This is a genomic window from Desulfitobacterium elongatum (assembly GCF_055378975.1).
Map to the genome: position 1 here is coordinate 306,076 of NZ_AP038772.1, position 24,101 is coordinate 330,176.

The following is a 24,101-nucleotide window of genomic DNA, read 5'->3' on the forward strand; positions in this document are numbered from 1 at the left end:
AATGTAATTTCTATGGATAAGTGATTTAAAGGACTGGAAGTAACATAAAAAAGTAAGAGCTAGGCTTGAAGTGCCTAGCTCTATTTTTAGGAGTAACCTGGCTAGGGGCTTATTAAAAGAAACATTTTCACAAGGGTATAAGCTATGTTAAAAGGGATTTTGGTTATTTGGTTTTCTAATACTGGAAAAAATATGAAGGATATTCCGACAACTTGAAGAACATTGTTAAAAAGTAAATAAGGGCGCTTAAACAACTGGAGATCCCCAAGAAAATTGAACTAAGTATTTTGGATTAATTTATAAGAGTCTAATAAATGTAGTAATAAATGCAAGAGGTGCACAATATGAAGGAAAATACATTATATCCCCATCTATTTAAGCCGTTAAACATTGGGAAGCTGACTTTAAGAAATCGTTTGGCCTTCTCTCCTATGGTCTGCAATCAATGTACTATGGATGGGGATGTAACCGATGCCATGGTGGATTTTATCCGCCGACAAGCAGAGACAGGTGTAGCTTACGTAACTATAGGTGACACCCAGGTAGACCATGAGCGTGGTGGGGCTTTCATGGCTGAGTTGAATATTACATCAGAGCGCTGTCTACCAGGAATGACAAGGCTTGCCGAAGCAGCCTCTTATAGCGGTGCCGTTTTATCTGTGGAAATCTCACATGCAGGCCGTGGCGCTAAGGATCATCTGATTACAAAGCAGGCACTCGCTCCGTCTGCCCTTCCATTCTCAGGCTGTACATCGAATCTTAAAGAAATGGACATGGAAGATATGGAGGATGTCAAAGCGCGTTTTTCAGAATGTGCTGACAGGTGCAGACGGGCAGGTTTCGGCATGGTAATGATTCATTGTGCCCACAACAATCTACTGGGTCAGTTCCTGTCGCCACTGAGCAATAAACGAACGGATGGGTATGGCGGAAGTCCTGAAAATAGGAGACGTTATCCCCTGGAGGTCTTAAAAGCTGTCAGAGAAAGAGTAGGTTCAGAGCTCTGTATTGAAGTTCGTGTCTCTGCCTGTGAGGAGGCAGACGGCGGGCTAGAATTTGAAGAATCGCTTGAGTTTATGAAGGAAGCTCAGCAATATGTCGACATCATCCATATATCACGAGGAATAATATATAACCGTTCCGCAATTTACACACTACCAACATATATGAAACCAAGAATGCTCAATGTCGAATATGCTGCCTTAGCCAAAAGAGAACTTCATGTCCCTGTAGCAGTGGTGGGTAATATTACCTCTCTCGAAGAAGCGGAGGAAATTATATCCTCAGGTAAGGCAGACATTGTTGCAATGGCACGGACTCATCTTGCGGATTTTGAGGCTTTGAAAAAATCTGCTGCAGGTCAAAGCACTAAGGTCCGTCCATGCCTGCGCTGCCATCGCGGCTGCATAGACAACTCTGCTTTAGGGCAGGCAATTCACTGTACAGTAAATCCTGCTTTGGGTTTTGAAAGTATGGAACGGGCTATTCCCTATCCTGCCGCTAAAAAGCGTGTAATGGTAATTGGGGGTGGGCCTGCTGGAATGATGGCAGCACAAACTCTAAGACAGCAGGGTCATGAGGTTACACTATTTGAGCGGAGCAACCGGTTGGGAGGTCTCCTAATTGATGCAGCGGCTCCTGTGTTCAAAACGTATATGAAAAAGTATCTGGATTGGGATAGCCAGACGACCATGGAATGTGGTGCAAAAGTAATTCTGAATACTGAAGTTACTGCCGAAATGGTAGAAATGGAGAATCCGGATGCTGTTATCGTTGCCACGGGCTCAAATTATCTTATTCCAGATATTCCAGGTGTGGATGGCAAGAATGTAAAAATGCTCTCTGAGGTAGAAAGGAACCAGGAAGGTGTAGGCGAGCAAGTAGTGGTATGTGGCGGCGGGGTGGCTGGAGTCGAATGCGCGCTTTCGCTAGCGATGCAAGGCAAGAAAGTTACTATAGTGGATATGCTGCCTGCAAATCGACTTTGCAGGGATATTCCGTTTCTTCCACGTATAGACCTGCTCTCTCATGTAGCAGAGTATAATATTACGCTTTTGGGTGAACGAAAAATAATGAGCTTCAGTGAAAACGGCATATTTGTAGAGGGCATAACAGGAGAACACTCCCTAATACCCTGCGATACCACTATCATCGCCCTAGGTGTCAAGCCTTCTACGTCGCTGGGCACACAGCTTTGTTCAAAGTATGCTCAGGGAGTCCTACTGGCAGGAGATTGCGCAGGCGGCAAAAATTTATATGATGCCAACCATATGGCATTTTTCGCGGCAAAAAGAATATAAGATTCTTCTGTTTCCATCAATTCATAAGATGAAAGTTAGGATTGGGACTTTTAGATATAAAGTGCATACATAATAGGGGTAACCTGATGAGTGGCTACCCCTGGTTTTTTATATGTTCTGGTGATGAGTAGGCTTCAAATGGGCCTAACGTCATCAAGGATGTATCTCAAACAGTAATTCCTTTTCATTGGCATCCGCTACTGGCCCAATAGCCAGAAATTTGAACATTGTAAGGACCATTTTTTCTGAGTGAATAATAATCTCACTCTTTCCGTCTCCGGTACCAATAACGTATATTTTAATTTCAGGAGCAATCTTCCTACCCTTTTCATTATATAGTTCGAAAAAGAGTGCCTCACTCGCAATTTTCTTTGTATCATCTAAAGAGCCTGCATTGGTGATGGTGATTACATTATGAAGAGTCGTTTCACTTAAGGCCTTTTCTTTTTCGAATTTAATGCTCGTAAGATTTATGGACATATTCGCCGTGACGCTTTGTTTATTCTTGGGAGCCAAACGGTAATCCTTGTTAAATTCCCCTATGGCGTAATTTTCCTTCTTGGCTAAATCTTCGACAGTTAATGTTTGATTTGAAGTTCCACTTCCAGAAGAACAGCCAATTGAAGCGATGACGACGAGAAATGCCAGAGCTATGAGGATTTTCTTCAGCAAAGTAAATTCACTCCTTTAATATGGCAAGTTTATTTTTAGAATTTCGCTTCAAACTATTCATTTCCTGCTCTTTCGACAACTATTTAATTATCACTCTAATGAAAATTCTCAACAATCAAAAGTACCTGTCTTACTTGTGAAGTTGGGTGAAGGACCAAGGATCAACAACTCGCTCGGAAACCAGTGGTTTACGAGTAGCACGAGAGTATAGTTCTAATAGTAAAGGACGCCATTTATGGACGTCCTTTACTATTGGTTAAGCGTATTCATAGCACTACTTCGCTGTAGACTGTACCTTGTACATTTGCCGATACTTGGTAGACAGCTGAGACATCGATGTTATTCTCCTTCAAGAGCGTCATTGAGGCAATATAATCGTCTACTCGAAGCGCGATGCCGCATCCGGCCTTGATGCTGGACGGCAAGGGCATCACCCCTGCTGGATATCCAGCCTGCAACAGCGCCTTTTCGGCAAAGATGGACATATGAGTGTTAGGGAAAGTAAGAATATATGACACGAAAGCCAGCCTCCTAGATGTTAATGAGTCGCTTTGCACTGGCCATAGCGGTTACGATACCGTACATGTTAGTGATCTCACCAACCCCTAACTTCTCCGTAATTTCGTAATAATTGGTACAGGTGCCACAGGTTTGAATAAGCGTACCTGCTGCCTCTAAGGCAAGAAGGTCTTCCAAGCTGTTGGATTCCTTGCTGGTAAGATATGCCCCCGAGTTGAAGAACAAAATATGTGTAGGTGGCGGGGTAAGCTCTCTCAGAGCAAAGATGAAACCCTTAAGAAGTATGCGGCCTAGCTCTTCGCTGCCCTCTCCCATGGTATCACGGCTGATGGCGACAACGAGACCCGAAGCTTCATCGGTTACTTGCTCCTCCACGGCGCAGCCTTCACCTGCGACGATGGTCACTTCGATAATATTGTTTTCTTTTTGAGTATATTCGCTTTGATAACCGAGACCGGTGGCCATCTTTTGTAGATTTTGCCTTGAAAGGTCGTTATCGACTAAAACAGTCACAACGCCGCCTGCGTCTCCGAATTCCTTCAACGCTTTTTTTGCACGAATGACAGGTATTGGGCAGACTTGCCCTGTGGCATCAATATGTGTCATGAATAATCCCCCTTATCGTAATAAAATGGGTTGCTCTTGCGGTGAAAGTACTTCACCCACGATCGCAGCCTGTGGTTCCACTTCCTGAATGGCACTCAACAGCTCTTGCACACAGGATTTAGGCGCACTGAGAAACAGCCCACCGGAGGTCTGCGGATCCAGCATTAGTTCCTGTAAGGCAAAAGGTGTATCACCAAGTTCCACAGAGCCCTGCATATAATTGCGGTTACGTTGTGCAGCCGCAGTTAAAAGATAATCCTCAGCATACGCATAAGCTTGTGAGATATACGGTAGCTCCGAAGGATATAAGATCAACGAAGTATCTTTCCCTGCCATTTCCCTTGCATGTGCTAACAGTCCGAATCCTGTGATATCGGTGCAGGCATTGATGGGAAAACGATGCATTTTCTCCGCTGCGTATTTGTTGAGTCTCTGCATGGAAGAGAGTGCCGCCTGCACAGCCTGATCATCGGCCATTTCCCCACGTAGCGCCGCCATGACGATGCCTACGCCAAGCGGTTTTGTGAGAATAAGCTGATCTCCAGGCGCAGGTGTATTATTACGCCAGAGCCGTTTGGGGTCGATGCGTCCGGTGACGGCCAGTCCATATTTTGGCTCTTTGTCATAGATGGAATGTCCGCCACAAAGTACGGCTCCTGCCTCTTGTATCTTTTCCGCGCCACCAGCTAATATTTCGCCTAATTCATCTAATTCCATGCGCTCCGGATAACAGACGAGATTTAGGGCAAAAAGAGGCATACCCCCCATGGCATATACGTCGCTCAGGGCATTAGCCGCTGCGATACGCCCAAACAAGCGCGCATCTTTCACCATTGGTGTAAAAAAATCGACAGTGGAAACAATAGCAGTGTCATCATTTAACTGATAAACAGCAGCATCATCCGATGCATCAAAGCCAACCAAGAGTTTGGGGTCGCCAAAAGCAGGAAGACCAGATAACACTTTGGATAATTCGCCCGGGCCAATCTTAGCTCCACAGCCGCCCGAGGTACAGCTTGACAATAAATCTAGCATGAGAAACCCCTTTCTTAACATAAATATTTGAATTATACTAATATAAGTGAAATTACAGGCTCGAATTGGGAGGAAAAATGATTTATCTGGACAATGCCGCTACTACCCTAAAAAAACCCGATAGCGTCAAAAAGGCCGTTTTGCAAGCCATGGATACGTTTGGCAACGCTTCACGCGGAGCACATGCACCGGCGCTTGATGCCCTTCGTGTGCTGATGGAAGCGCGAATAGCATTGGCCTCACTCTTCGGGTTAAGTGATCCTATGCGCGTCGTATTCACACCCAATGCCACTGTCGCCTTAAACATCGCTATAACTGGCATCAATGGACATATCGTCACAACTGCCGCTGATCATAATGCGGTACTGAGGCCTATATACCGACGGGAAAATTATACCGTTGTTCCTTGCGACAGTAAAGGATGCATTTCGACAGAGGCAATTGCCGCTGCCATCCGACCAGATACTGGCGCAGTGGTACTCGCACATGCCTCTAATGTCACAGGCAACGTATTCGATATTCGATCTATCGGAGAATTATGTGCAGAGCGTGGCGTGCACTTCATCGTAGATGCTGCACAAAGTGCGGGGCTTTTGCCTATCGATATGAAAAACATATCGGCGCTTTGCTTTACGGGTCATAAATCGCTCTTCGGGCCACAAGGCACCGGCGGGCTTTGTTTGGGAGACGGTTTCATGCCTGAACCCCTGTATGTGGGAGGAAGCGGCCATCATTCCTTTGACATTAAACATCCCCATGAATTGCCCGATGCATTGGAAGCCGGTACGCAAAATGCTCATGGGATCGCCGGTCTCTTGGCTGGCGTACACTATATACAAGCCACTGGACTATCAGCTATCCATAGCAAGGCAGACACATTATCACGCCTGTTTGCACATTCGCTTGCGGATACTCCTGGAGTTACGCTCTATGGTGATCTGGATGCGCCCCTTCGTACACCTGTGGTCTCTCTCACTATCGAAGGATATGATTCCTCAGAAGTAGCAAGTCTTCTATTTGAGAAGTATGACATAGCTGTGCGTGCTGGGGCACATTGCGCACCGTTGATACATGAGGCGCTAAGCCTATCTGGCTCGGTTCGGTTTTCCTTCTCACATTTCAACACTGAAGAAGAGACGCAAGTTGCTGTTGATGCCATTCGTACCTTGTCTAGGCAAAAGCGGAAGGAATAGATTACAATTATAATTCAACAAATCAACACTTATTCCTTCAAATAAGAGATTGCTTATGCTGGAAATCATAAAAGTATTATGCCCAATTCTATGGCCAGCAGTTAATCGAACTGCTGGCTTGCTATTAATCCCGTAAAGGTTACTTTACAGATATAAATATTACCGTGTGCTTTTGGGAGTTGTCAAATCTGATATACGCACCTTGTTTATGGACGTGCCAAAAACGCAGGAGAGTATACAAGAGAATTGGAAGAAACTTAAATATTTTTTGAGGAGATTTATACATGATTAGAAAAGCGACGATCAATGATTTGGATAGCATCATGAAAATTGTTGGGAAAATCATCACAGAAATGGCCACATATAACAACTTTCAATGGGATGAGAATTACCCTCAAGCCAGAGACTTTGCTGCCGATATCGAAAAAGGAGAACTCTTTGTTTCAGTAAGAGAAAATGAAGTGGTTGGGTTTATATGTATTAATAAAGATGAACCTAATGAATATGAAGGACTAAATTGGTCATCAAACGAAGAGGCCTTGGTCATTCATAGAATGGGAGTAAGTACGGACTATAGAAATGCCGGTATCGGAACAGAACTTGTAGGGCTTGCTGACGAATTGGCTAGAAGTAGCGGTGTAAACTATCTGAAAACAGATACCTATTCGCTGAATACTAAAGTCCAAGGATTATTTCAGAAGTGTGATTATGCTTTTGTTGGAGAAATGAACTTTTTAGGAAAAGAAAAGCCTTTTTATTGTTATGAGAAAGTTTTAGGACTATAGTCAGAAGTAAACGATGTAATGATACAAAAGGATGATGCGTACTTCATGGATAATGGAGTAGGGCATTAAATCGTAGGAGTGAGGTAAACGTTATGGAAATCAAAGAGAGAATCGAAAAGTTAAGACACTTAATGAAAGAAAATAAGATGGATGCCTATATCATTCCGAGTGCTGATTCGCATCTCAGTGAATATGTGGCAGATCATTTTAAATGCAGACAATGGATATCTGGATTTACAGGTTCAGCAGGTACGGTAGTGATTACCTTAGACGACGCTGGCCTTTGGACCGATGGTAGATACTATATTCAAGCTGAGAAACAACTCGAAAATTCCGGAATTCGTTTATTTAGAATGGCAGATCCCGGAGTACCCTCGTATACGGATTGGTTAAAAACCGTTCTTAAAGAAGTAAGCTGTGTTGGTTTTGATGGTAACGTTTTTTCTGCAAAAAGCGTTAACGAAATGGAAAAGGAATTTAAAGCAAAAAGCATAAGCTTAAAAATAGATCAAGATTTAATGGGTAAGCTATGGGAAGACAGACCAACCTTGCCTGCAAACGAAGTTTTTGTCCATGATATTCAGTTTGCCGGACTTTCTAGAATGGAAAAATTGAATCAAGTAAGAGCGGAAATGAAGACAAAAGGGGCAAACCATCATTTGCTCACTTCCTTAGACGATATTGCTTGGCTTCTCAATATTAGGGGAGCCGATGTTCCTAATAATCCCGTGACTATCGCCAATGTCGTCGTAGCCTTAAATACGTGTTATCTATGTATTGAAGCTTCAAAGGTTCCAAGTGCTGTTAAAGCAGAGTTAGAGGCAGAAGGAATTAAGTTAGAAAGTTATTATGAAACGGCACAGCTTTTGCAGAATCTAAAGGACAATGATTCCATCATGCTCGATCCCGATATGACGAATGCCAGCCTATATAACGCGATTAATAATGATGCTGCAAAAATTGAGTGTCCTAATCCTACGACAATGTTAAAGGCTGTAAAAAATATAACTGAACTTGAGAATCTAAGAAGCTGCCAGATTGATGATGGAGTAGCCATGGTAAGATTTATTAAGTGGCTGAAAAACTCTATTGGAAAGCAAAACGTAACAGAGCTGTCTGCAGGAGATAAGCTGGAGGAGTTTCGGAGACAAAACCCAGTTTGTGTGGGTCTTAGTTTTGATACCATTGCAGGGTATAAAGATCATGCTGCAATGATGCATTTTACGGCAAAACCAGAAAACACCTACACCCTGAAAAATGAAGGGCTGCTGCTCGTAGATTCAGGCGGCCAATATTATAGTGGAACAACTGACATTACAAGATCGATTGTCCTCGGAAAGCTTTCAGAAGAAGAGAAAAGAGATTATACATTAGTATTAAAAAGTCATATAGCCTTAGCTACCGCTAAATTCTTATATGGCACGACAGGTTCTAATATAGATATCTTAGCAAGACAACCGATCTGGAAATACGGTATGGACTATAAATGTGGAACTGGACATGGAGTAGGGATTTTCTTAAATGTTCACGAAGGACCACAAAGAATGAGTCAGGTACCTAATAGTGTAAAACTCACAGAAGGTATGATTCTTACGAATGAACCAGGCATATACAAAGAAGGCAAACATGGCATTCGAACAGAAAACATGATGATCGTAGTCAAAGATGAAAAAACGGAATTTGGTCAGTTCATGAGATTTGAAACCATCACCTATTGTCCTATAGATTTAGATGGGGTCGATCAAACGATGCTAACCCAAAGTGAGCTAGAATGGTTAGAAACTTATAATAAAACGGTCTATACAAAGCTCTCTCCTTATTTGAACGAAGAAGAGAAGGCCTGGTTAGCTAATGAGATAAATTATTAAAATCAACAGTTTTAATAATTACCCTATAAAAGACCTCCTATGATAAGTTTTATTTCTTCCATAGGAGGTCTTTTTTATCACTTTACGAATTTCAAGATTCAGTTCAAGAAGAGGCTTTATATATCGCCATTATCCGTTATATGGATTTTGGCTACCCGATTGTAGATCGCTTTGAATATCTTGTTTGATTTTTTGTGCCTCTGATTGATTAGAAAGTTGTGTTCCGAATGTACTGCCTTGCTGACCTTGTTGCATACCCGATTGCAGATCGCTTTGAATGTCTTGTCTTACTTTTTGTGCCTCTGATTGGTTAGAAAGTTGTGTTCCGAATGTACTGCCTAGTTGACCTTGCTGGTTAGCAGATTGTAAATCGCGCTGGATGTCTTGTTTCACTTTTTGTGCATCTGAGCCGAATTGATTTTGGTTTTTCATTTTGTCACCTCCCAATGATACTTTCTCCAGTTTGGATACTTTTATTTGTGGAAATTTGTGGAAGGTGCTTTTCCCTTTGTTGAGGAGAGTAAGAAAAAGGTAGGCCAGGAATTCGATATTCCTGGCCCTTAATATACGCTTCCAGCTAATTCAAGCTACCCTTTCCAATTAACACATTAATAATCGGAGAATCATTAGAATTAACATAATTATGACGATTAAAGTAGTTAAGGGCAACGCTAATAAAGGAAGGATTGTGGACATATGTTTCACCCCCCCTGATTTTTCTGGCATAAGAATTGAGAGAGGGCATTAATGTAGGGTGATAAGGGCCCCATAAGAAGAAAAGAGAGAATTTGGGGACTATAACCCCGGGCTGAACCGGGGCTATAGTCTGTCGGAGCATTAGGTGCTAACGAAGGTAATTTGATTACACGGAATTCGTACAATAGGACGAACTCCATCGATACGAGTACCAATATTCGAAAATTGTTGAGCTGAAGTTAGAACTGCAACACCGTCTTGTAACCCCCCGAACGTACCTTTCCAGAAGCTCGAGTCTTCGCCGACAATTAAACGGGCACCGATGGGAAAACTGTCAAATAATACTCTGCAAGTGAAAGGTACGGAGGATTGACTTAGAAAAGGATGGCAAGGCCGAAAACAACCCAGACCCATATTATAATCCCCCTTAATTTAGATTTGGCCAAGACCTAGGCCTATAAGAATAAGAGGGGGATTTGATATTATACAAGTTATTTACACTTCCTGATTCCAATATATTCAGGTTGTCTTCATTGAGTTACCGTTTGATTAACGAAAATGGAAGTTGTCTCTAATATTTCTGTTTCATGTCAAGTTTTGTGTTTTCTTAAGCTGAGGTAACCTTTTCCGATAAGGTCTAAGATAGGCTTGCTTTTGTTTTGTTTAATTGTTATCTCTTCGAGAACGAGCTTCTTCTTCTCAGAATGAAACAAATCCTCAATTTAATACCTGTCAATCTTCTCTAGTATCGTCGAAATACCTAAATCTCCAGGTGATGGATAAGGGAGATTTGGACATAAATCCACTCCAGCCTTACGGTAGGCGTTAGCCCAGAGTGTTGAGCATAGATTAGTATCATCCGCTTTATAAGGCCATACCCAATTTAATAAATATCTTGATGCTTCCCAGAGGAGTAGCTTGTAATCATATCTTGTTCCTAATTCGCCAACAACGTGATCAACAATTATTTGGCGTTGTTCATTTGTTAAATTGTCACAAGTAAATACTTCCGCTCTTCCGTTATATATACTAAGGTTCTGGTATCTGGTTTTTTTAAATGGGAGGATCTCAATAGCTTTATCTGGTTCTACTACACCAGCCACGTGGGTATAGGAACTTCCAGTAACTGATTGGATTACTTTATCGATCCAAGTGTTACCTCGAATCAATAGAATGTCACCGGGCCGAATCTTGGAAGAAAAGTCTTCTGCCAGAATCGTATCTGTGGCATTTTGTGTTTGAGAGCTAAGAATGATTTTGCTATTGTCAGAATTCCCAATCCTAAAAACACTAAGAGCTAGGGTGCAAGCCGTAAGTAACAAAAGGCTTATAGGAAAGATTGATATTTTCTTTATATACCTAAGCACATTAAATTCCTCCCTAAAATCGCTGGTGCTATCGTTACTATATCGAAAAGCTATTTTCTAACGCCTTAGTATCTTCGGAAGGACTTCAATTTATAACTTAAAACCTCAAATATAAACATTAAAAAGAGGTGTCAAAGTTAAAATTTGCACCACTCATAATAACGGAATAATATGAGACTAGTAAGTTAAATCTATTGTTATGTGCCAATAAAATAAAAAGCATTGGAATAATCTGCCGATTGACGAACGATTATCAATACTACGAAAACAATGGAATCGTTTAGAGGAGATGCGTAAACTTAACCCGAACATTTATACTCATTAGGCTATAAATTGGTATAGGAATCCAAATGCTTTAGTAAAATATTCAACTTTCCTAGTTTATGGCTCTCAAGTTAGTTCTAGGAGCAAAAAGGAAAAGAGGGATCTCAGACTCTTGAGATTCCTCTTTTCCTCTTCTTTTTGTTAATGACTATCATTTTTATAGATGGAGATTATTGTTGTTTGTACTGGGGCTCCTGACCCTGAATGTATTGCTCTCTTCCTTGCAACTCAGCTAGAGCAGAATCAAAGGATTGGGCGAGTTGTTCAAACGTTTGCTTTGCCTGTTGATCCTGAGTTTCTAAGGAGAAGGTCTTCATCGTAGCGGCTGCGTTTTGAACTGTAGCGATAGCTTGTTCCATTTGTGTTCCAACGGTCATTTTATCACCTCCTTTATAGAGTGATTAATGATGGTTAACCTTTAGGTTTAAAAATGAGCGACCCAAGGAAACCAAAGATGATAGCAGCAGAGACACCGGCACTGGTAATCGAAAAGATACCGGTTAGAACCCCGATCGGACCAGAAGATTCGAACTCCTTCAAAGCACCCTTAACTATCGCATTACCAAAATTGCTGATAGGTACGGTAGCCCCTGCACCAGCAAATTTCACGAGGGGTTCATAAAGACCCAAGCCGCCAAGAATAGCGCCCACGACGACTAAGGTACTTGTAGTATGGGCCGGAGTTAGTTTAAGCCCGTCAAGCATTAATTGCCCGATGACACAAATTAGGCCGCCCACGATAAAAGCCCATAAAAATTTTTCCATATAAAAAAACATCTCCTTTAGATCTCAATACTTACGGCATGGGCGATACAAGGGATGCTTTCTTTCTGCTGGTAGGACATAGGGGAAAGTAAAGCACCTGTGGCAATGACTAAAATCTTTCGGAGCTCACCCTTGCGCATACGATTAAGAAAGTGACCAAAGGTGGTAACAGCACAGCAGCCGCATCCACTTCCTCCGGCTAGGACAACCGGTTGATCTTCTTTGTAGATTAGTACTCCGCAATCTGTAAAGATCTCTTTCGGTATATTGAGGCCATGCTTTATTAGTAAGTCACCTGCAATTCGATGTCCCACTCTTCCAAGGTCCCCCGTTGCGATAAGATCATAGTAACTCGGATCTCGATCTAAATCTCTGAAATGGGCTTCAATCGTATCCACTGCGGCGGGTGCCATTGCCGCTCCCATATTGAAGGGATCCGTAAGTCCCATATCAATCACACGCCCAATCGTTGATGCGGTCACTCTGGGACCTTCGCCTTGAGCAGCAACTAAAGCGGCGCCAGCGCCTGTTATCGTCCACTGAGCTGTTGGTGGTTTTTGGGATCCGTACTCCGTTGGATACCGATACTGTTTTTCTGAAGCGGCATTATGACTAGATGCACAGACTAAGGCATTCTTAGCAAATTGACTGTCAATAAGGAGGGAGGCTAGAGATAAACCTTCCATCGAAGTAGAACAGGCACCGTAAAGCCCAAGGTAAGGGACAGATAGTGTCCGAGCGGTAAAACTGCTAGGAACAATCTGGTTAATTAAATCCCCGCTGAATAAAAACTGAACATCTTCCTTTTTCATCTTGGCCTTTTTAATGGCTGTCTCACAGGCTTGTTCTTGAAGTTTTTGTTCCGCTTTCTCGAAGCTATCTTGTCCCAGTCGTATATCTCCATGCAGGAGATCAAAATCCGAAGCTAAGTTACCTTTTGCTTCATAGGGCCCACCCACCGCAGCGGAAGCGATAATGGTAGGTTTTGACTCAAAAACCCAAGTCTGATGGCCTTTTAACATTTACATCACACCCAATGCTCTTAAACTTATAACGACTAAAGAAACGACAAAAGCAGAGAAGACACCATAAACAATGACTGGACCTGCCAGCTTGAACATATTACCGCCGACTCCTAGAACATAACCTTCAGTTTGGTGTTCAATAGCAGCTGAGGCGATGGTATTGGCAAAGCCAGTAATAGGAATAACAGTGCCCGCTCCTGCGAACTGAGCAATATGGTCGAAAACACCGAAACCTGTGAGTAAAACCGTAAGGATGATAAGAACTGCTGTTGCAGGATTTCCTGCAGCCTCTTGAGAGAAATGAAAATACTTAACAAAGAACAAGGATAAGGCTTGGCCTATCGTACAAATAATCCCTCCGACGAAAAAAGCCTTAACACAGTTATAAAGAATCGGCCTTTTTGGCTCTCTTTCTTGGGCGAATTGTTGATATTCTTGCTGAGTAGGTGAGAGCTTCTTTTTCTTCTTACTGGACATTTCAGCACCCCTTAATGCAATAAGTAAGGACGTAATTTATTGAGGAGATCCTCAAGTCTTTGCGAGTTCTTTGAATACATAGCCTTTGCTTCTTTGTTCTCTGTTTGAAAGGTAAACGTTACTAGGTCAGCTTGGCTCTTTTCAAGAGTAGCATAAAGCATTTCTTTGACTTTGGGTTGAGGGAGTTCGACAGAATCGTCAAAGAGATCGAGGTATAAATCGCCGGAGGAATCGACCTGACCGAGAAATACATTCTCAAGGGCTACGCCCATCTTGTCGAGTTCACTATTTAGCCACTCTGGGGTAAGCCCTAAGGAGGCGAGAGGTTCTTCCAACATGTTTCCATCCAAAGCAACCGTTTGTGGTTCAGCCTGAGGGGCGACCTTTCTTCCAAGGTCGTAGGAGGTTACTGGCTTTTTGTGTGACTTTAAGTAAGGATTGATCTCACCGTTTGTCTCCATCACCGCAAATTCCACATCGGTCATATTAAAGGCGTTTTTAGAACGAAGTTTTGCTAACAGGTCTTCTCCCGTCATTCGCACACTCAAAAGGTTTTCTTCCATAACCTTGCCATGCTTGATAAGCACGGCTTCTTTTCCGTTAATTAGCTCGTGCATAACCTTGCTCTTGATTGCGAGATAGTCCAAAGCTACCGGAAGCGTAACCCACACAAACATTACAATAAAACCATAAAACAAAGTGACGAGATTTAAAGACATTAATGTGGCCGTTATGGCAATTATGATATAGCCTATAAAATTAAAAGGATTGATCTGAGTAATATTCCTTTTGCCCAATAGCCTTACGGCTGCCCAGACTAGAATAAATAAACTGATTGATCTTAGAAATATCTGTGCCCATTCTTGCATAGGTATACCTGCCTTCTTAGTTCCCTTTATACTGGGGTTCTTCAAATTCAAGAGTCTTCAAGCGGTTTTCCAGATCTGTAATAATGAAGTGGGTTTCTTCGAGGGCCTCCGTAAACACAGAACGTGTTTCTTCATCTCTCGTTTGTGTGCTATACACTCTTAAGGTTCCCTGGGCCCCTTTCAAGCTAGCTAGGGTTTGTTTAACTTGAGAAGCAACTGTCATATTATCAACCTCCCTTATCACAACGTTATTATGGCTCATTAAAATTTTATAATCCCTCGGATGGTAAATTAGTTAGATGTTTTATTGAAAGAAATGAGAGTACATATTGAAACGGCACGTCTTCACTAATTACTTAGCAAGTGAAGAGTCCATAGGGACTCTTTGGTGGATTCACCACAACTAACTTGTTCGTTTTGTTTCATTCTTGTGTTGTTATGCATGTTGAAGTACACTAAGTCCATGGTGAGAAATCCATTCGTATTAAAAGAGAAAGAGGCTTCGAAAATGACAGGCACAATAATAAAAGTAACAAAGAGTTTTAGCTTTGATGCTGCCCATTTTTTGCCCAATCATAAAGGGAAGTGTTCCTCCATGCATGGTCATACGTATAGATTGGAGGTCACCGTTGTACGCGAAAATGGGAAGCTGATTGATAGCGGTTCTGATGAAGGGATGGTCATTGACTTTTCTGACCTTAAGGCAATTGTGAAGGCAGAAGTTATAGACAAAGTGGACCACAAAGTTTTAAATGATGTATTTCCCTTTAGGACAACAGCGGAGAATATAGCTGCTCATTTTATGGGTGTTTTAATCGATAAATTGCAACCTTTTGGCGTTAAAGTGGAGAAAATTAAATTATGGGAGACACCAGATTCCTGTGTGGAAGTAAGTCATGAATGATATGAACGTACGCTATCCAATCATCGAGATATTCACGAGTATTCAAGGTGAAGGATTTCATATGGGAAAGGGAGCTACTTTCATTCGTGTCGCTGGATGCAATCTACGTTGTAGTTGGTGCGATACCTCTTATTCCTTTGATATATCCAAAGCACGATGGATGTTTGCCAGAGAAATCGCGGATGAAATTCAAACTCCACATCGGCATATCGTGATTACTGGTGGGGAACCAACCTTATACGATCTTGGGCCATTAGTACAAGAGTTACATAGGATGGGTAAATATGTAGCGATAGAAACAAATGGTACCAACCCAATACCAGTGGAGTGGGATATCGATTGGATTACGGTATCACCAAAACCAAGTAGTGGGTTCGCCCTATCTTGTCATGCAGACGAGTTGAAGTATGTAGTAGATGATGAATTCAGTATTGAGGCTATAACTGACCGCACTATGCCTGAGGGAAGGATTTTTCTTCAGGTAGAAAGTGGGCGACCTGAGTCAGCTCGTAAAGGATATGATTTGATCAATCGTTATCCAGAACGTCGATTACGGATGGGAATACAACTGCATAAAGTTCTCAACGTGAGGTAATTCCAACATTATCTTTCATTCTGGTTTATCCAACAGTCATGGAAGGTAATTTTTTATGATGTGATTGTGAAGAGGAGGATTCATACTTTATGAAATTAATATCATGGAACGTTAATGGGATACGAGCTTGTGTAAAAAATGGTTTTCTGGATTTCTTTGAAAAAGAAAATGCCGATATCTTTTGTCTTCAGGAAACAAAGGTCCAGGAGGAACAGATTTCCTTTAATCTTGATGGCTATTATCAGTACTGGAATTTTGCTCAGAAAAAAGGGTACTCAGGAACAGCCATATTTTCAAAAATTGAACCTATCAATATAGTATATGGAATCGGCAAAGAGGAGCATGACCAAGAAGGCAGAGTCATAACCTTGGAGTTTGAGAACTTCTATATTGTGACGGTATATACTCCGAATTCCCAAAGAGGACTAGCTAGATTGGACTATAGGATGAAATGGGAAGAAGACTTTATAAACTATCTAAAAGGGTTAGATAGCTTAAAATCGGTTATATTTTGTGGGGATTTAAATGTAGCCCATAATGAAATAGATCTAAAAAATCCGAGCTCAAATCGAAAAAACGCTGGTTTTTCGAATGAAGAAAGAAGCAAATTTACTGAAGTGATTAACAATGGGTTTGTAGATACGTTTCGGTACTTTTATCCTGATAAGACTGAAGCCTATACCTGGTGGTCGTATATGTTTAATGCTAGAGCCAATAATGCGGGATGGCGAATCGATTACTTCTGTGTATCAGAAGGGTTGAAGGATCAGTTGAAAAATGCCGTTATATATAGTGAGGTTACAGGCTCTGATCATTGCCCAGTCGGATTAGAGATATTTTAAAAAAATGAGTGCACTTGTTTTTCTCATCAGTATCGATGAAAATCAAGTGATGTCCCGAGGACTCACTTGATTTTTATATCGGACAAAGAGTATGGAGAAAGAATAATGGATAATTCTAAATTAAAACGAAGTGTCTATCCCATGCCAGAATTCATAAGAGACGCTCTGTTAAGAGATAATTTAATTGAAGAATATAAAATGCGACCACCCTATCAACAAAACGACTATATAGGGTGGATAACAAGAGCCAAGAGACCCGAAACCGTGCAAAAAAGACTTAATCAAATGATAGCTGAATTGCAGGATGGGGATAAATATATGGGCATGGACTACAAGGCATCAAAAAAAGGACAAAATACTAGGGTTGCCAATAAAAAACGTATTCTCATCATGACGGCTGTGTCAGGAGAAAGGGAGGCAGTATTACGCGGACTAGATAGACTGCAGATTAATCAAAAGTGTGATGTCTTGCTAGCAGGAGTTGGTCCCGTGGCAGCTGCAGCGAATACAGCGAAGGTATTAGCGACGACTAAATACGAGTTGGTTATAAGTACTGGTATCGGTGGGGGTTTTATTGGCAGGGCTGAGGTCGGTTCCCTTGTGTTAGCCAATGAGATTGTTTCGGCAGATCTCGGAGCAGAGACGCCGGAAGGATTTAGGTCTTTGGATGAATTAGAATTTGGCTCCACCAAAGTTGAAGTAGAGTCTAGCTTAGTCGATCAGGTGACGGAGGCTTTGCGTGCCGCAAAGCTCCCGGTTAGCGTCGGTCCGATAATCACAGTATCTACGGTGACTGGAACAGCGGAGAGTGCTGAAGAAATGTGTAGACGCGTGCCAGGTGCTGCTGCCGAGGGGATGGAGGGGTACGGCGTTGCTCTAGCTGCTCAGATTTTCGGAGTACCTGCCTTGGAAATCCGCGCTATCTCGAACCAGGTCGGGCCAAGGGATCGGAGCGCCTGGAGAATTAAAGAAGCATTCGATGTTTTGGAAAAAGCTTATACAGTATTGGAGGAGTTACTATGAAAATTGCCTTTTCACCTTGTCCTAACGACACGTTCATTTTTCACGCATGGGTCCACGGACTCATTCCTGATGCACCGAAACTTGATGTAACTTACGCAGATATAGATATAACAAATAGTTTGGCAGCCAGCTCAAAAGGCCCGGACGTGGTAAAAATTTCGTACGCTGCACTGCCCTGGGTGTTGTCTGAATATGCTTTGTTACCTTGCGGTGGCGCCTTGGGGAGAGGATGTGGGCCACTGGTACTGACCTCAGACGAAAGCGCTGCTGATAAGGGACCAGCGGGCTTGAAGGGACGACGTGTAGCTGTGCCCAGTGAACGATCCACCGCCTACTTACTGTTTAGGCTATGGGCAGCTCAGCAAGTTCCAGGGGGCATAGGTGAAATTGTTGTTATGCCCTTCGACGAGATTATGCCTGCGGTACGCGATGGGGCAATTGACGCAGGACTAGTCATTCATGAGGCACGCTTTACATACCCTGAGTATGGTCTAAAGCTCTTGGCTGATTTAGGGAGCTGGTGGGAGTCAGATGCCGGTTTACCGATTCCACTGGGAGCGATTATTGCTCGTCGGTCCTTGGATTTGGATGCTATCTCCGGATGGATCAGAGCATCAGTTAAATATGCGTGGGCCCATCCGCAGGAGTCCCGGGAGTACGTGCTACAACACGCCCAAGAGTTGTCCAGTGAAGTGGCAAACGCTCATATCAATCTTTACGTGAATGAGTATTCCGAGGATTTAGGCGAAAAAGGATATGAGGCTATTACTGCACTCTTGAGTCGGGCCATGCAAGAGGGAATCGTACCAAAGTTTGACTTGGCAGCACTGCGTATATAAAGGAGTTATAGCAAAGAAAAAGGCCGGGATATCCGGCCTTTCGTTGTTAGAATCTCCGACGGTGACCAAAGAAGAAAAATGGGAAAAAGAAGGGAAAAAACGGGAAAAAAAACGGAAAGAATCCAAAACGCCTAAAACCAAACATACCTCAATCTCCTTTCTCTTATTCAGATTGATGCCCAAGCATCCTTAATTTAGAAGATTACGCCGAGGGCGATAAGGATCAAAATAGCAATGGCAATAATAGCTGCGCCAACACATTGACCTCCGCCCATAACAATTGGGTTGCAACATCCGCCACCATAACCCATGCCGTACAAATTGATCTCCTCCTCTCACATCAGATTAGAACTCTTTTAGAATGCAATTCCCATCGCAATAAGCAGAAGAATGATTACAACTACGATTGCGATACCTTCTAATTTCTCACCATGACGCATAACTCCATCTAACCCCACTGCCATACTTTCAACCTCCCTTCGTTAGATAGTACATAATATGCCTTGTCTTAGATAGATGTCCCAAGTGCTGTAATAATATGTAGAGATTTATTTGTTTCATAGCGAACAGTTGCCACAAACGAATGATAGGGGAAAGGGTCAAGAGTCCGGTTTTTGCTTTTGTTATAGGACAGATTGACTTAAATGAAAGAATGTAATAATATAGTAGCAATGGCTATTTTCTTTAATATCGATAATTGAATAGAATCAACTTCTTATCAAGAGTGGTGGAGGGGCTGGCCCGATGAAACCCGGCAACCGGTATTTTTAAAATACAACGGTGCCAATTCCTGCAATGGATACATTGATAGATGAGAGAGGAAATGGTGTAAATTAATCCTCTTTCGTATGAATGAGGATTTTTGTTTTGAAAGGGGAGAGTCACTTTGCCTATCAACATACCCGATGGTTTACCAGCTGCTGAAATATTAAATAATGAAGATATTTTTGTCATGAATGAGGGAAGGGCTTCACATCAGGATATTAGACCACTGAGTATCCTGATTCTCAATCTCATGCCCAATAAAATTATCACGGAAACACAAATATTGAGGCTTCTAAGCAATTCACCGTTACAAGTCGATATCACCTTACTTTATCCCGAAACGCATCGTTCCAAGAATACTCCAGAAGAATATCTGGTCAAATTCTATGATACCTTTGAGAACATTAAGGATAAGAAATTTGACGGAATGATTGTCACTGGAGCGCCAATCGAGCAGATGGATTTTGAAGAGGTTGATTTCTGGCCGGAGTTAGTGAAGATCATGGACTGGAGCCAACATCATGTTTATTCGACCCTGTACATCTGCTGGGGAGCACAAGCTGGATTGTACCATCAATTTAGTGTTCCAAAGTATTCACTTCCTGCCAAGATGTTTGGCGTTTTTCCCCATACCATTAACAGAAAGAATGTTAGGCTCTTCAGAGGGTTTGACGATATTTTCTATGTCCCCCATTCCAGGCATACGGAAGTAAGAAGGGAAGATATCGAAAAGGTTGCTGAGCTAGAGATTCTCTCTGAATCCGAGGGGTCTGGCGTCTATATAGTGGGCACAAAAGGTGGTCGGCAAATTTTTGTGACAGGCCATTCAGAATATGATCCCCTGACCTTGAAATCTGAGTACGACCGAGATATAGCAGGAGGTCTTCCTATCAACATCCCTCAAAACTATTATCCGGGGGATGATCCGAAACAACCACCGATCGTTAAGTGGAGGAGTCACTCCAATTTGCTCTTTGCAAACTGGCTCAATTACTATGTCTATCAGGAAACTCCCTATAATCTTAATGAACTTGATTAAATAAAAACACGAAATTGAGGAATGTGATCTTAGCCAGAGCAATCAAATTTCAAAGGATTAAAAATAGATTGAGAAAGAAGGAATTTCAATGCCAGATTATGAACACGATCGGGAAGCCGCATGGCAACTTCTAAGCGAATATGTCAAGAGTGAGACTCTTTTAAGACATGCCATAACAGTGGAAGCTGTCATGCGCCAATTTGCCTCCCTCTATAATGAAGATACTGAAAAATGGGGCATCATTGGACTATTACATGATATCGATTTTGAGATGTACCCTGAACAGCATTGTCACAAAACGAGGGAAATACTCGAGCCAAGGCATTTACCTGAAGAGTATATTCGGGCCATAGAAAGCCATGGTTACAAACTTGTCAACGAAGTGGAACCCATCGAAAATGTTGAAAAGGTGCTTTATACCATTGACGAACTGACAGGTCTTATTTCTGCCACGGCACTTCTTAGACCCAGTAAAAGCCTTTTTGACTTAACTGTAAAATCCGTAAAAAAGAAATGGAAGCAGAAGAGCTTCGCTGAGGGAGTCAGCCGTGAAGTCATAGAAGACGGTGCAGAAAGGCTAAAGATGGACTTGGATTATGTTATCGAGCAAACCATCAAAGGCATGCAGAACGTCGCGGCTGAAATAGGTCTAGAGGGAAACCTAGAAGCGGGGAAGTAAATAATACTGAGGAAAACTATGAGCCAGTAACTCTCTTTTAAGAGTGATACTGGCTTTAAACATTTTGGAAGAGGAATAAGAGAGTAAATATAATATGATTTTGCTAAACGTTAAAATAGTTAACGCTTTTTAAGGTGTTAACATAAATCCCGGCCTTATGTTAACTGGTTTACAACGAGTTAACATTCTAACGTTAACTAGTTTACAAATTTCGATATAATAAGCGCGTATTTATCGGGCTTTCGTGTTGGCATGCTTATTGCAATGAAAAATAATGTTATCGAAATGTTGTCTCAACGTCCTGTTATTAAATAATGAGACAACTAGATGTTAAAATTTTAAAGGAGGGATATTTGAGGGCCCATTATCTTAGTCAAGTGCTCTTATAATTTGTCTTTTAATTTGGGTTTTCTTATTTTCAGTACACTATATTGGGAGGAATTATATTATGACATCTTATTTTGATGCTTTAAAAGCAGAGATGAAGGATTGGAAAACAGCACTATTAGTGATTGTCTTTACAGTAGCAAGAGTGATTTTTGGGTATGCTTGGGTTGAAGCAGGAATAGGCAAAGCTACAACATGGCTTTCTGATGGAAAACTCAATTCGATTGGTTTAATTAAAGGAATGGTTAATAATCTAGCGGCTGCCGGCCATCCTGATCCACTGGGTATCACCCATTGGTATGGTTGGGTTGCTAATATTTTCTTCGTAAATATGATGCCTGCACTTACTGATGTCATGGTTGTTGCTTGTGAAATTGGAATTGGTTTAGTCATGATTCTAGGCTTTAAAGTATTCTGGGGTGGTTTAGTAGCGTTATTCATGAATCTCCAGTTCTTTGCTTCCGGATCCTATAATAATTTCGGTTATGTTTGGACAGACTTAGCAGTAATGAAATTCGCAAAATATGCTGAAATGATTGGCGTAAGCGGATACCTTAGTTTTAAGAAAAATCAAAAATTACTACAAACTGGTAATAAGAAGCAAGCAGCCTAATTTAATGTGATAAAGTACAACGTAAAAAGCCTTGGAGGTTAAAGCTCTAAGGCTTTTTTATATTTCTGACTTTGAGTCTTTTTCAAAAAAGTTAAAACATCTAGATGCTAAATATAAAAAAATACTAAAAGATAAAAACATGATAACTTAATTAGCGAGCTCAAACAAATTGAGTTACTCGCCAAAAATAGTCTTGACAGGATGACCTGTTATAGATTAGAATCTAAATAACCTAGAAAAATACTTAACACGATGAAGGGAAGTCCCAAGCTCAATAGTTTAGAGAGCTGACGGTTGGTGCAAGTCAGTCTACGAAGCTAAAGGATTCCATCCTGGAGTGGCCAATGATGAATTGTGACGGGTTCCGCCCGATAGCGCGGACATAAGTTGGCCGATTTGGCAACATGGGTGGCAACGCGGGAATAACCTCTCGTCCCTAATTGGGATGAGGGGTTTTTATATTTTTAAGCGTCTGTTTTCATGTACCTTTAATCGGTTAAAACTTGGGTGGCACCGCGGAATTCCCGCCCCAATGATGGGGTGGGTTTTGTTTTTCCCTAGATATCCAGTTTGATACATTTTAACAATAAATTTTTAAAAAAGGAGTATTTTATGAGAATGACCTATTCGATGGTACGAGGTCCGACTGAGAAAGACGTGGCTTCGTAAGTTCTTACAGAAATTACGGGCGAGAGAAGACTATTTAAGTAGCAAAATTTTAGTAGCGATGAGTCATTTTTAATAAAAATAGTATGAGAAAGTAGGAGATTTTCATGGCAAGAGTCTATAATTTTTCCGCGGGTCCAGCCGTATTACCAGAAGAGGTGCTAAGAGAAGCAGCAGAGGAGATGTTAGACTACAACGGTACAGGCATGTCCGTTATGGAGATGAGTCATCGCTCGAAAGCCTTCGAGAACATTATCGCAGAAGCTGAAAAGGATCTTAGAGATCTGATGAATATACCGGATAATTACAAGGTCTTATTTCTTCAAGGTGGAGGCTCACAGCAGTTTGCTATGATTCCCATGAACTTGATGAAGAATAGAGTAGCCGATCACATTAACACTGGACAATGGGCGAAGAAGGCAATCTCTGAAGGTAAACTATACGGAAAGATCAATGTCATAGCTTCCTCTGAAGATAAGACGTTTTCGTATATACCAGATCTAAAGAACCTCAAGATTTCTGAGGATGCTGATTATGTTTATATCTGCCACAATAACACAATTTACGGAACGAAGTTTAATGAATTACCGGATACCGGGGAAAAGATTCTAGTCGCTGATATGTCCTCAGATATTCTCTCAGAACCCGTTGATGTCACGAAATATGGTCTTATTTTCGCCGGCGTTCAAAAGAATATTGGCCCTGCAGGGGTGGTTGTGGTCATCATTCGTGAAGATTTAATTACAGAGGATGTCTTACCTGGGACTCCAACGATGTTGAAATACAAAATTCATGCAGACAATAATTCTTTGTATAATACCCCTCCAGCCTATGGAATCTATATTTGTGGCAAAGTCTTTAAGTGGCTTCAGAAGCTAGGCGGTCTCGAGGCCATGAAGAAAATAAATGAGGAAAAGGCTGCCATCCTCTATGATTTCCTCGATTCAAGCCAACTGTTTAGAGGTACTGTTGTGAAGAAGGATCGTTCTTTAATGAATGTCCCCTTTGTCACAGGTTCGGAAGAGCTCGATGCAAAGTGTATCAAGGAAGCGAAAGCCGCTGGGTTTGATAACTTGAAGGGACACAGGACTGTGGGTGGTTTGAGAGCAAGTATTTACAACGCGATGCCCATCGAAGGGGTTAAGGCTTTAGTCGAATTCCTGAAGAAATTTGAAGAAGAAAATAGTTAGAGAAAACCGAAAAGAGTTAGATAAAAATTGCTAAAGAATAGGTAGAAAAATTAAGGGG

At 41.7% G+C, this 24,101-nt stretch carries 27 protein-coding genes and 1 riboswitch; of the genes, 13 read left to right on the forward strand and 14 right to left on the reverse strand.

Annotated elements, in window-relative coordinates:
- Nucleotides 1-344 precede the first annotated feature (344 nt).
- The gene (locus tag ACZ42W_RS01385; protein WP_464167853.1) at nucleotides 345-2,300 is read left to right on the forward strand and encodes an oxidoreductase; all 1,956 of its coding nucleotides are present in this window, start codon (nucleotides 345-347) and stop codon (nucleotides 2,298-2,300) included.
- 153 nt (nucleotides 2,301-2,453) lie between these two features.
- On the opposite strand, the gene ACZ42W_RS01390 is transcribed toward ACZ42W_RS01385, so the two are convergent.
- From ACZ42W_RS01390 to selD, 4 genes are all read right to left on the reverse strand, one after another.
- Nucleotides 2,454-2,972, reverse strand: coding sequence for a hypothetical protein (locus ACZ42W_RS01390; protein ID WP_464167855.1), 519 nt, complete (start codon nucleotides 2,970-2,972; stop codon nucleotides 2,454-2,456).
- 266 nt (nucleotides 2,973-3,238) lie between these two features.
- Nucleotides 3,239-3,490, reverse strand: a complete 252-nt coding sequence (locus ACZ42W_RS01395; RefSeq protein ID WP_464167857.1) for a putative Se/S carrier protein — start codon at nucleotides 3,488-3,490, stop codon at nucleotides 3,239-3,241.
- Between the two features lie 13 nt (nucleotides 3,491-3,503).
- Entirely contained in the window at nucleotides 3,504-4,097 is a 594-nt protein-coding gene (yedF, locus tag ACZ42W_RS01400) for a sulfurtransferase-like selenium metabolism protein YedF (RefSeq protein ID WP_464167860.1), read from the reverse strand.
- Between the two features lie 12 nt (nucleotides 4,098-4,109).
- The gene (gene selD / locus ACZ42W_RS01405) at nucleotides 4,110-5,132 is read right to left on the reverse strand and encodes a selenide, water dikinase SelD (RefSeq protein ID WP_464167861.1); all 1,023 of its coding nucleotides are present in this window, start codon (nucleotides 5,130-5,132) and stop codon (nucleotides 4,110-4,112) included.
- A gap of 77 nt (nucleotides 5,133-5,209) precedes the next feature.
- Between selD and ACZ42W_RS01410 the strand changes: the two genes are divergently transcribed.
- The 3 genes from ACZ42W_RS01410 (at nucleotide 5,210) to ACZ42W_RS01420 (ending at nucleotide 8,978) form a co-directional block, all read left to right on the forward strand.
- Nucleotides 5,210-6,325 (forward strand): aminotransferase class V-fold PLP-dependent enzyme, encoded by a 1,116-nt coding sequence (locus ACZ42W_RS01410; protein WP_464167862.1) that lies wholly within the window; start codon nucleotides 5,210-5,212, stop codon nucleotides 6,323-6,325.
- Between the two features lie 284 nt (nucleotides 6,326-6,609).
- The gene (locus ACZ42W_RS01415) at nucleotides 6,610-7,110 is read left to right on the forward strand and encodes a GNAT family N-acetyltransferase (protein WP_464167863.1); all 501 of its coding nucleotides are present in this window, start codon (nucleotides 6,610-6,612) and stop codon (nucleotides 7,108-7,110) included.
- A 92-nt stretch (nucleotides 7,111-7,202) separates the two neighbouring features.
- Nucleotides 7,203-8,978 carry an aminopeptidase P family protein gene (locus ACZ42W_RS01420; protein WP_464167864.1) on the forward strand — a complete coding sequence of 592 codons (1,776 nt, stop codon included), beginning with the start codon at nucleotides 7,203-7,205 and terminating at the stop codon, nucleotides 8,976-8,978.
- Between the two features lie 129 nt (nucleotides 8,979-9,107).
- On the opposite strand, the gene ACZ42W_RS01425 is transcribed toward ACZ42W_RS01420, so the two are convergent.
- From ACZ42W_RS01425 to ACZ42W_RS01465, 9 genes are all read right to left on the reverse strand, one after another.
- A complete protein-coding gene (locus ACZ42W_RS01425) occupies nucleotides 9,108-9,410 on the reverse strand; it encodes a hypothetical protein (RefSeq protein ID WP_464167865.1) in 303 nt (100 codons plus the stop codon).
- Between the two features lie 405 nt (nucleotides 9,411-9,815).
- Nucleotides 9,816-10,088, reverse strand: coding sequence for a hypothetical protein (locus tag ACZ42W_RS01430; protein WP_464167866.1), 273 nt, complete (start codon nucleotides 10,086-10,088; stop codon nucleotides 9,816-9,818).
- A 308-nt stretch (nucleotides 10,089-10,396) separates the two neighbouring features.
- Complete coding sequence (locus ACZ42W_RS01435; protein WP_464167867.1) at nucleotides 10,397-11,041, reverse strand: hypothetical protein; 645 nt, start codon at nucleotides 11,039-11,041, stop codon at nucleotides 10,397-10,399.
- A 494-nt stretch (nucleotides 11,042-11,535) separates the two neighbouring features.
- On the reverse strand, nucleotides 11,536-11,742 hold the full coding sequence (locus tag ACZ42W_RS01440; RefSeq protein ID WP_464167868.1) for a DUF1657 domain-containing protein: 207 nt from the start codon (nucleotides 11,740-11,742) through the stop codon (nucleotides 11,536-11,538).
- Nucleotides 11,743-11,776: 34 nt separating this feature from the next.
- A complete protein-coding gene (spoVAE, locus tag ACZ42W_RS01445; RefSeq protein ID WP_464167869.1) occupies nucleotides 11,777-12,130 on the reverse strand; it encodes a stage V sporulation protein AE in 354 nt (117 codons plus the stop codon).
- Between the two features lie 17 nt (nucleotides 12,131-12,147).
- A complete protein-coding gene (gene spoVAD, locus ACZ42W_RS01450) occupies nucleotides 12,148-13,152 on the reverse strand; it encodes a stage V sporulation protein AD (RefSeq protein WP_464167870.1) in 1,005 nt (334 codons plus the stop codon).
- Complete coding sequence (spoVAC, locus tag ACZ42W_RS01455) at nucleotides 13,153-13,632, reverse strand: stage V sporulation protein AC (RefSeq protein ID WP_464167871.1); 480 nt, start codon at nucleotides 13,630-13,632, stop codon at nucleotides 13,153-13,155.
- Between the two features lie 11 nt (nucleotides 13,633-13,643).
- The gene (locus tag ACZ42W_RS01460; protein ID WP_464167872.1) at nucleotides 13,644-14,501 is read right to left on the reverse strand and encodes a DUF421 domain-containing protein; all 858 of its coding nucleotides are present in this window, start codon (nucleotides 14,499-14,501) and stop codon (nucleotides 13,644-13,646) included.
- A gap of 16 nt (nucleotides 14,502-14,517) precedes the next feature.
- The gene (locus tag ACZ42W_RS01465) at nucleotides 14,518-14,724 is read right to left on the reverse strand and encodes a DUF1657 domain-containing protein (protein ID WP_464167873.1); all 207 of its coding nucleotides are present in this window, start codon (nucleotides 14,722-14,724) and stop codon (nucleotides 14,518-14,520) included.
- 285 nt (nucleotides 14,725-15,009) lie between these two features.
- Here ACZ42W_RS01465 and queD point away from each other — a divergent pair, with 285 nt between their 5' ends.
- The 5 genes from queD to ACZ42W_RS01490 all read left to right on the forward strand — a co-directional run bounded on the left by queD (nucleotide 15,010) and on the right by ACZ42W_RS01490 (nucleotide 18,704).
- The gene (queD, locus tag ACZ42W_RS01470) at nucleotides 15,010-15,405 is read left to right on the forward strand and encodes a 6-carboxytetrahydropterin synthase QueD (RefSeq protein WP_464167874.1); all 396 of its coding nucleotides are present in this window, start codon (nucleotides 15,010-15,012) and stop codon (nucleotides 15,403-15,405) included.
- Complete coding sequence (locus ACZ42W_RS01475) at nucleotides 15,398-16,000, forward strand: 7-carboxy-7-deazaguanine synthase QueE (RefSeq protein ID WP_464167875.1); 603 nt, start codon at nucleotides 15,398-15,400, stop codon at nucleotides 15,998-16,000. The genes queD and ACZ42W_RS01475 overlap by 8 nt, the downstream gene beginning before the upstream one ends.
- 89 nt (nucleotides 16,001-16,089) lie before the next feature.
- On the forward strand, nucleotides 16,090-16,842 hold the full coding sequence (locus ACZ42W_RS01480) for an exodeoxyribonuclease III (RefSeq protein WP_464167876.1): 753 nt from the start codon (nucleotides 16,090-16,092) through the stop codon (nucleotides 16,840-16,842).
- 105 nt (nucleotides 16,843-16,947) lie between these two features.
- Nucleotides 16,948-17,865 (forward strand): futalosine hydrolase, encoded by a 918-nt coding sequence (locus ACZ42W_RS01485; RefSeq protein WP_464167877.1) that lies wholly within the window; start codon nucleotides 16,948-16,950, stop codon nucleotides 17,863-17,865.
- A complete protein-coding gene (locus ACZ42W_RS01490; RefSeq protein ID WP_464167878.1) occupies nucleotides 17,862-18,704 on the forward strand; it encodes a 1,4-dihydroxy-6-naphthoate synthase in 843 nt (280 codons plus the stop codon). The genes ACZ42W_RS01485 and ACZ42W_RS01490 overlap by 4 nt, the downstream gene beginning before the upstream one ends.
- A 194-nt stretch (nucleotides 18,705-18,898) precedes the next feature.
- Here ACZ42W_RS01490 and ACZ42W_RS01495 read toward each other — a convergent pair whose 3' ends face one another.
- Entirely contained in the window at nucleotides 18,899-19,024 is a 126-nt protein-coding gene (locus tag ACZ42W_RS01495) for a hypothetical protein (RefSeq protein WP_464167879.1), read from the reverse strand.
- Between the two features lie 392 nt (nucleotides 19,025-19,416).
- Nucleotides 19,417-19,522: riboswitch (SAM riboswitch) on the forward strand.
- 68 nt (nucleotides 19,523-19,590) lie between these two features.
- Here ACZ42W_RS01495 and metA point away from each other — a divergent pair.
- The 4 genes from metA (at nucleotide 19,591) to serC (ending at nucleotide 24,043) form a co-directional block, all read left to right on the forward strand.
- Entirely contained in the window at nucleotides 19,591-20,508 is a 918-nt protein-coding gene (gene metA, locus ACZ42W_RS01500) for a homoserine O-acetyltransferase MetA (RefSeq protein ID WP_464167880.1), read from the forward strand.
- A gap of 88 nt (nucleotides 20,509-20,596) precedes the next feature.
- Entirely contained in the window at nucleotides 20,597-21,187 is a 591-nt protein-coding gene (locus ACZ42W_RS01505; protein WP_464167881.1) for an HDIG domain-containing metalloprotein, read from the forward strand.
- Between the two features lie 448 nt (nucleotides 21,188-21,635).
- Nucleotides 21,636-22,187 carry a DoxX family protein gene (locus ACZ42W_RS01510; RefSeq protein WP_464167882.1) on the forward strand — a complete coding sequence of 184 codons (552 nt, stop codon included), beginning with the start codon at nucleotides 21,636-21,638 and terminating at the stop codon, nucleotides 22,185-22,187.
- Between the two features lie 773 nt (nucleotides 22,188-22,960).
- Complete coding sequence (gene serC, locus ACZ42W_RS01515; RefSeq protein WP_464167883.1) at nucleotides 22,961-24,043, forward strand: 3-phosphoserine/phosphohydroxythreonine transaminase; 1,083 nt, start codon at nucleotides 22,961-22,963, stop codon at nucleotides 24,041-24,043.
- Nucleotides 24,044-24,101: the final 58 nt, after the last annotated feature.